The following is a 6,596-nucleotide window of genomic DNA, read 5'->3' as shown; positions in this document are numbered from 1 at the left end:
TGTTTGCCGAAGTCAAAAGCGGTTTCTGGGTTCTGGGTGGGGGCTAGAAACCGGGTTTCTGCGATAATTTTGGTTAATTGGCGCAGATTTGGTGAAGAAACCCGGTTTCTCAATCTGGGTGGGGGTTGAAGAAACCGGGTTGCTGCCTAGCAATAAAAAAAGACCAGCAATAATTCTAGCTGGTCACCATAAAAAAATACCCTTTGCGTTGTCGTTTCTTTTCGAGGAAATCCTAACTGCGCGTTCCCAACTTTGAGACCGGCGATGGATTCTTAAATCTTTTCCTCAAGTCGTATTGTAACAGAAGACACGATCGCTTCCTTCCGTAAATCTCTCTATAGGTCAGTAAATTCTATTCAATCTTCTGACTTCAATAATCAAACATTAACCCGGAGGCGTAAAATGCTGAGGACAGCCCCAGAGGATGCGCTCATGCTTATAGATGACCATTCCGGGTTTTGCACCCTTGGGTTTATAAACATTTTTCGGTTCCGTGTACACTACCGGGACTTGCTCACTGTGACGGGCTCGACTATAGTAAGCTGCTAAATCCGCTGCAAATTGTAAATCCGCTTCATCAGCAACGGAACCCGGGGGTAAGCGCAACAACCCATGACTCCCGGCAATCTCCTGAGTGTGAAACCACAAGTCATAATCTGTCGCTACCCGAAAACTCAACACATCATTCTGACGATTGTTCCGCCCGATCAGCAGTTCAAACCCACTGGGAGAGACAAAGCGGTAAAACTCTGGGGTGGATTCTTGGATTTGACGCTTATAGTCGGGGTCGCTGAGATATCCCTGCTGGATGAACTCTTCGCGAATTTCAGCCAATGCTTGTAAATCTGCTGGTTCGCGGTAGTCGTCGATTTGGGAAATAGCAACTTCAATCTGTTCCAAGTAGTCGATTTCCTGGCGAACCGCAGCGAGTAAGGGTTCTACGGCACCCCGCGCCCGTTTGAGTTTTTGGTGGCGTTTGTAGAGGGATTGGGCATTTTGGACGGCATTTTTTTCTAAATCTAGGGGAATGGTGACGGGTTCGCCGGTTTCAAAGTCGGGTAGGGCGATCGCCTTCATCCCTGGTTTCCACTCATGCAGGTTCGCCATCAATAAATCCGCTTTTGCCCGATATTCATCCGCTTCGGAAGATTCTTGCAAGCGGTTTTCAAATCCCTGTCCCTTGACTCGCAATTTATTCAGGAGATTGGAGAGTTTTTGACTCAGTTGATGGCGCAGTTGCTTAAAGTCAAATCGGTTCAGTTCGTCGGTATAGTAGCGATTTAATAAGTCTTGGACTGACTTGAAATCGGGGGGTTCTGGGTTCTGGTTCCAGTTGATGACCTGATATCCAGTCTCGGTCCAATGGGGATAGACTGCGGATAAATCGCCGGTTTGACAGGTTTGGAGAAATTTTAGCCACTGTTGCCAGGAGTGAAAGAGGCGGTTCCAATTCTCCGGGGTCAGACTGTGGGTGGATTGTTCAAAGTCGAGTCCGGCGGAGGCGATCGCAGCTTTAACCAGATGGGAACTCAGACCCTGATAACTTTTGAGCATTTGCCGTCCCAAGGCATCAGGAATCAGGGCAATTCGTTCTTGCCAGCGCGATTGGGTTTCGCTGAGACTGGGGATGGGGTCCATCAGGGCCGGGGGAAGGGCGTAGGGTGCGCTGGTGAGGATGGGGCGGATACTGGACTGCTTTTCGCTGACTTGATGGGCGGCAGTCACGATTTGATTGTCCGCATTGGCGAGAATGGCGTTACTGCGTTTGCCCATGATTTCGATATATAAATGCCAGAGTACCGGGTCTCCCGGACGTTTGGCAAATTGGAGGTCTAGGGCGCGTTCCCAGGGCGAGACGGGGGCGATCGCCACAAATGCCAAACCCCCCAGTTGATGGCGCAATTGGTCGCTAAAGGTGAAGGTATCCGGTTTACGCGGGGGCGGGTCACTCAGATGCAACCGGGCAGCGGTGGGATGCCAGGAAACCGCCAACCATCCGCGCCCGGTGAGGGTTCGCAGGGCTAAAAAAATGGTATGGCGATCGCGCTGATAAACCTGTTCGAGTCGCGCCGGTAACCAAGTGGTTCGCAACTCGCAATAGGAGGCAATCAAGGTAGTCAAGTCAACAGGTTGCATCGCTAATGGTCCAAAATACCCGTAAATTTACAATCCAAGTCATCAAATTCTCAAAAAGCACCCCAAAACCCTCAAAAATCCATGAATTGCCTTCCGGAGTGCAGCGGATTGTCGGGTTCCTCCAAATTTTGTAGATACTATGGAAATTAGAGCGCGATCGGGGTCAATCCAGGAGGAGAAAACCCGCACCCGTTAACGGTGGGGCTACACGGACGAAGCCCGCACTTCGACCCTTCGACCCTTCGACCCTTCGACCCTTCGACTGGCTCAGGGCTCAGGGCTCAGGGCTCAGGGCAGGCTTTACTCAGCACAGGCCTGCGCGGGCTAATACAGAAAACCGACTTTTTACAACCGGATGGAGTATCAATCTTTAATCGGCGACTTCCACCGAGGGTGGCAGGGAATACTCATTCTGCCCCTATTCAGGGTATCATTCCCGGCTGCTGAATTCCGGCCCCCTCTATTGTCTCTTGGGGATGGCTATCCTATTCCACAAGCTGAAAAACTTGTCTGCTGAGGTTTTCAGCGTTTTTAGTAAAACTCCTCCCGGCAAAAGGGGGACCGGAGGACCAAAATCTCCTCAGATTTGATTTTTAAGGTTCAAACTGCTTTGAGAAGAACAAACGTTTTACATCCCGAGGACGGTCCTAGTTATGGATATTCAGCTCATTAATATCGGGTTTGGTAATATCATTTGTGCCAATCGGGTGATTGCCATTGTCAGTCCCGAATCGGCTCCCATCAAGCGCATTGTCACTGAGGCGCGGGAGGGAAATCGGTTGATTGATGCGACTTACGGACGGCGGACAAGGGCGGTGATTATTATGGATTCGAGTCATGTGATTCTGTCTTCAATTCAGCCGGAGACGGTTGCTAATCGGTTCGTTACCAGTTAAAGATAGTTAAGAAAATAAAGGTGAAAGATTGACCGGGTTCTGACTGTTTTGGGAGGACTGGGCAATTTTTGGGGTCTAGTAAGGGGTTATTTAAGTGATGCAGATGGGTCAATTAATTGTGTTTACGGGTCCGAGTGGTGTGGGGAAAGGAACGTTGCTGCGATCGCTGTTGGCACGTCACCCGGAACTGGAGTTGTCGATTTCGGTGACCACTCGTGCGCCTCGGGAGGCAGAAATTGACGGGCGGCATTATTATTTTGTGAATCTGGAGAAATTTCAAGGGTTAATTGCTACGGGTCAATTGTTGGAATGGGCGGAGTTTGCGGGAAATTGTTATGGGACTCCCCGAACCCCGGTGGAAGAGACGATCGCCCAGGGGAATTTAGTGGTATTGGAAATTGAGTTAGAAGGGGCCAGACAAGTTCGAGAAACGTTTCCCGGGGCGCTGCAATTGTTTATTTTACCGCCATCCCTGGAGGAGTTGGAACGGCGGATGCGGTTGAGGGGCCAGGATTCTGAGGAGGCGATCGCCCGTCGTCTGCACCGTGCTCAAGTCGAAATTGCTGCTGCCGAGGAGTTTGATATTGTGATTGTAAATGATGATTTTGACCGGGCATTAGAGGCGATCGAGATGGCCTTATTTGCCCCTGTTTCCTAAGCATCAAGAGGGTTTGGAGACCAAACCCCTACATCAGATCTGAGGGTTTGGAGACCAAACCCCTACATGAAACAACGATTTTTTGTCATTAAATTTACCACCTTGACAGGGCTAGTCTGTATAGCCCCACCGTTGACGGGTGCGGGTTTTTATAAACAAAAAGCGATCGCCTCTATCTGATCCAGTAGAAGCGATCGCTTTTTGTTTAAATCAATCCAAACTCGTCGGGCTTGAGCCGTCTTTAGCCACTCTTAGAACGGAGGAACTAAGGCATCAGGATAGATATTGTTGGCAATAATCAAGAGAGTGGCTGTTAGGGACAGCCATAAGATTAAGACAACGGGCCCGAGCGACAGAAACTTAACGAAAGAATCCATGAACGCTTCTCCTAAATCCAAGACAGGTTAATATTGAGATTTTAGATTTTAGCCCAGCTAAAATCTAAAATCTCTTTCAACTGAACTTTTCTAACGGGGTGAGACAGTAATCTCATTGTTTTTGGCCGTTAATTTACCACTGGTAAATTCGCCAAAAGCGGCCAATGGCCAAGCGGCACTACCCAAAGAACATTTGATTGCCAAAGGAATGTCAATGATAATTTCTTTTTCTTCAGCTTTGCCGCTGTCACGGGCGGCAATTACATAGGAACGGCCAGCCCAGCCGATCCATCCGGCAATATAGAGAAACAGCAGACTGGGAATGCCAAACTCATTAATGTGGGCCAAATTGCCATCCACAATCAAATGAGGATAGCCTTCAGGTCCGCACAGCAATGTGGAATATTTCTCAAAGCGAGCTTTTGCACCTGGGGTGTTAGCATTCTTAGCCTTTTGGACGAATGCCGGATTCTCACCGCAAGGAGTGAGGTTTTGGTAGGAATCAGCAGATGCAGCAGGGGCAAAGCTGAACCAAAGGCAAATCGTCAGAACCAACGCGAACAATCGTCCCATAGAATTGTTTCCTTTTGTTACGAAACATCAAGATTGTCAACAAAACCGGAGGCTGCTTTGTTACTCAATCTAGTTTATCGATCTGTGCGTTCTTTTTCTCAAGCTGGGGGAGAACGACGGATTAAAGTCATTCTCTTCACAGACCCGAGGGCGACGCCGAGGATAAAACTCGATTGGGTAAGAGCAGTTGAGTTCTGGGAACTTCCAGAAAATCATACTCTGCTAAGACAACCTCGTAAAGATTAAGCTAGGCAATAGTTAACCTATCATTCCAAAAATTACCAGCCAATGGCAACCGTTTTAGCAATTGAAACAAGTTGTGACGAAACTGCGGTAGCAATTGTAAAGAATCGTGAAGTGAGCAGTAATGTCGTTTCTTCCCAAATTGCGGTGCATCAGCAGTATGGAGGGGTAGTTCCTGAAGTGGCCTCGCGATCGCATTTAGAAGTGATTGATGGGGCGATCGCCCAAGCGTTAGCAGAATCCCAACTCAGTTGGGCCGACATTGATGGCATCGCCGCCACCTGCACCCCGGGTCTCGTCGGTGCTTTATTAGTCGGCCTCACCGCTGGCAAAACCCTCGCTATGCTGCATCAAAAACCCTTTCTAGGCATCCATCACCTCGAAGGACATCTCTATGCCTCCTACCTGGGCGAACCCAGCTTAGAACCGCCCTTTATTTGCCTGTTAGTCTCTGGGGGTCACACCAGCTTGATTGATGTCCTAGATAGCGGCTGTTATGAAACCCTAGGACAAACCCGGGATGATGCTGCCGGGGAAGCCTTTGATAAAGTGGCGCGATTGTTAAAGCTGGGGTATCCCGGAGGGCCAATTATCGATCGCCTTGCCAAATCCGGGAACCCCAAAGCCTTTAAGTTACCCGAGGGAAAAATCGGACTGCCGTCCGGGGGATATCATCCTTATGACACCAGTTTTAGTGGCTTAAAAACTGCTGTTCTGCGCTTAGTGGAGAAACTCAAAGCGACTGGGGAGGAACTCCCAGTCAACGATATTGCTGCTAGTTTTCAGGATACGGTAGCTAGAGCCTTAAGCAAACGGGCCATTGCCGGAGCCCGCGATCGCGATCGAGATACCATCGTTGTTGGGGGTGGAGTTGCGGCTAATAGCGGCCTCAGACAACATCTACTGGCTGATGCTGCCTCCTACAATCTGCGAGTGTTATTTCCTCCCTTAAAATACTGCACCGATAACGCGGCGATGATTGCCTGTGCCGCAGCCGATCGCCTCAACCGAGGCGATCGCAGTCCCCTGACCCTAGGCGCTCAATCCCGCATGGCCCTAACCGATGCCAACCAGCTTTATTTATAGGGGGGACAATCCGGGGCGATCGCGACGGGAGCATCTGATGTTTGGACAGTCTGCCCTCATCCCCCCCGCCTTACAAGAGTAGTTTTTTTACGTTCAGGGGGGATTTGCCTCACGAACGGTCCCCGAACCTTGGCAAGGGGAGGGTTAGGGTGGGGTCCTCTTGACGCGCTATCGCGCGTCAAGTTCAAGAGAAATGAGTGGGTGGAGAGTTCACGCGCAAGCGCGATCGCCTGAGTTATGAAGAAAGAGGTTGGCACCCGGCTCTATACATCTGTGATCGCCTCATGAGGGTGCGTAACTCAGGCGATCGCCCCGTCAAGGGGAACCCCACCCTAACCCGGACCTTGCCAAGGTCCGGGGACCGTTCGTAAAGCAAATCACTATGAGCGTAAAAAACCTACTCTTGTAAGATCCCCCCCGCCCCTTCTCCCTTTTTGGGATGCTTCCATCGCCCCTAACCATGATTGCCCAGAATCTGGCGAAATCCAGTCGCCACCACATCCGGTTGCTCCACCATCGATAAATGGCCGCATTCAGGAATTTCAATCACATTCATCCCTCCATGTTCAAAGAGGGCATGAAAACTGGCCAAATGCCGAACATACTTCGGTTCCATCACCTTATCCT

7 protein-coding genes and 1 pseudogene are annotated in these 6,596 nt (G+C 50.0%); 4 read left to right on the top strand and 4 right to left on the bottom strand.

All coding sequences use genetic code 11. The features are described 5' to 3' along the window. Positions 1 to 384 precede the first annotated feature (384 nt). Positions 385 to 2,136 (bottom strand): Rqc2 family fibronectin-binding protein, encoded by a 1,752-nt coding sequence (locus J0895_RS08085; RefSeq protein ID WP_207087593.1) that lies wholly within the window; start codon positions 2,134 to 2,136, stop codon positions 385 to 387. A 653-nt stretch (positions 2,137 to 2,789) separates the two neighbouring features. Between J0895_RS08085 and remA the strand changes: the two genes are divergently transcribed. Both remA and gmk read left to right on the top strand, forming a co-directional pair. Beyond that, entirely contained in the window at positions 2,790 to 3,032 is a 243-nt protein-coding gene (gene remA, locus J0895_RS08080; RefSeq protein WP_207087592.1) for an extracellular matrix/biofilm regulator RemA, read from the top strand. A gap of 97 nt (positions 3,033 to 3,129) precedes the next feature. Then, complete coding sequence (gene gmk / locus J0895_RS08075; RefSeq protein ID WP_207087590.1) at positions 3,130 to 3,690, top strand: guanylate kinase; 561 nt, start codon at positions 3,130 to 3,132, stop codon at positions 3,688 to 3,690. Between the two features lie 251 nt (positions 3,691 to 3,941). On the opposite strand, the gene J0895_RS08070 is transcribed toward gmk, so the two are convergent. Together J0895_RS08070 and J0895_RS08065 are read right to left on the bottom strand one after the other, a co-directional pair. Then, on the bottom strand, positions 3,942 to 4,067 hold the full coding sequence (locus J0895_RS08070) for a Photosystem I reaction center subunit IX (RefSeq protein WP_207087589.1): 126 nt from the start codon (positions 4,065 to 4,067) through the stop codon (positions 3,942 to 3,944). Positions 4,068 to 4,157: 90 nt separating this feature from the next. Then, entirely contained in the window at positions 4,158 to 4,640 is a 483-nt protein-coding gene (locus J0895_RS08065) for a Photosystem I reaction center subunit III (RefSeq protein ID WP_207087588.1), read from the bottom strand. A gap of 288 nt (positions 4,641 to 4,928) precedes the next feature. Here J0895_RS08065 and tsaD point away from each other — a divergent pair, with 288 nt between their 5' ends. Beyond that, on the top strand, positions 4,929 to 5,969 hold the full coding sequence (gene tsaD, locus J0895_RS08060; protein ID WP_207087587.1) for a tRNA (adenosine(37)-N6)-threonylcarbamoyltransferase complex transferase subunit TsaD: 1,041 nt from the start codon (positions 4,929 to 4,931) through the stop codon (positions 5,967 to 5,969). 197 nt (positions 5,970 to 6,166) lie between these two features. Then, the gene (locus tag J0895_RS08055) at positions 6,167 to 6,340 is read left to right on the top strand and encodes a hypothetical protein (RefSeq protein ID WP_207087586.1); all 174 of its coding nucleotides are present in this window, start codon (positions 6,167 to 6,169) and stop codon (positions 6,338 to 6,340) included. 83 nt (positions 6,341 to 6,423) lie between these two features. Here the strand turns inward: J0895_RS08055 and J0895_RS25780 are convergent. After that, positions 6,424 to 6,596: pseudogene (locus J0895_RS25780) on the bottom strand (alpha/beta fold hydrolase); the annotation flags it as partial.

The organism is Phormidium pseudopriestleyi FRX01, assembly GCF_017313335.1.
Lineage (GTDB): Bacteria > Cyanobacteriota > Cyanobacteriia > Cyanobacteriales > Laspinemataceae > Laspinema > Laspinema pseudopriestleyi.
Note: the sequence above shows the minus strand (reverse complement) of the source record. Positions and strands in the feature narration are given on the sequence as shown.

Coding starts and splice junctions, on each gene's coding strand:
- J0895_RS08085 (WP_207087593.1), bottom strand. CDS start 2,136: ATGCAACCTGTTGACTTGACTACCTTGATTGCCTCCTATTGCGAGTTG.
- remA (WP_207087592.1), top strand. CDS start 2,790: ATGGATATTCAGCTCATTAATATCGGGTTTGGTAATATCATTTGTGCC.
- gmk (WP_207087590.1), top strand. CDS start 3,130: ATGCAGATGGGTCAATTAATTGTGTTTACGGGTCCGAGTGGTGTGGGG.
- J0895_RS08070 (WP_207087589.1), bottom strand. CDS start 4,067: ATGGATTCTTTCGTTAAGTTTCTGTCGCTCGGGCCCGTTGTCTTAATC.
- J0895_RS08065 (WP_207087588.1), bottom strand. CDS start 4,640: ATGGGACGATTGTTCGCGTTGGTTCTGACGATTTGCCTTTGGTTCAGC.
- tsaD (WP_207087587.1), top strand. CDS start 4,929: ATGGCAACCGTTTTAGCAATTGAAACAAGTTGTGACGAAACTGCGGTA.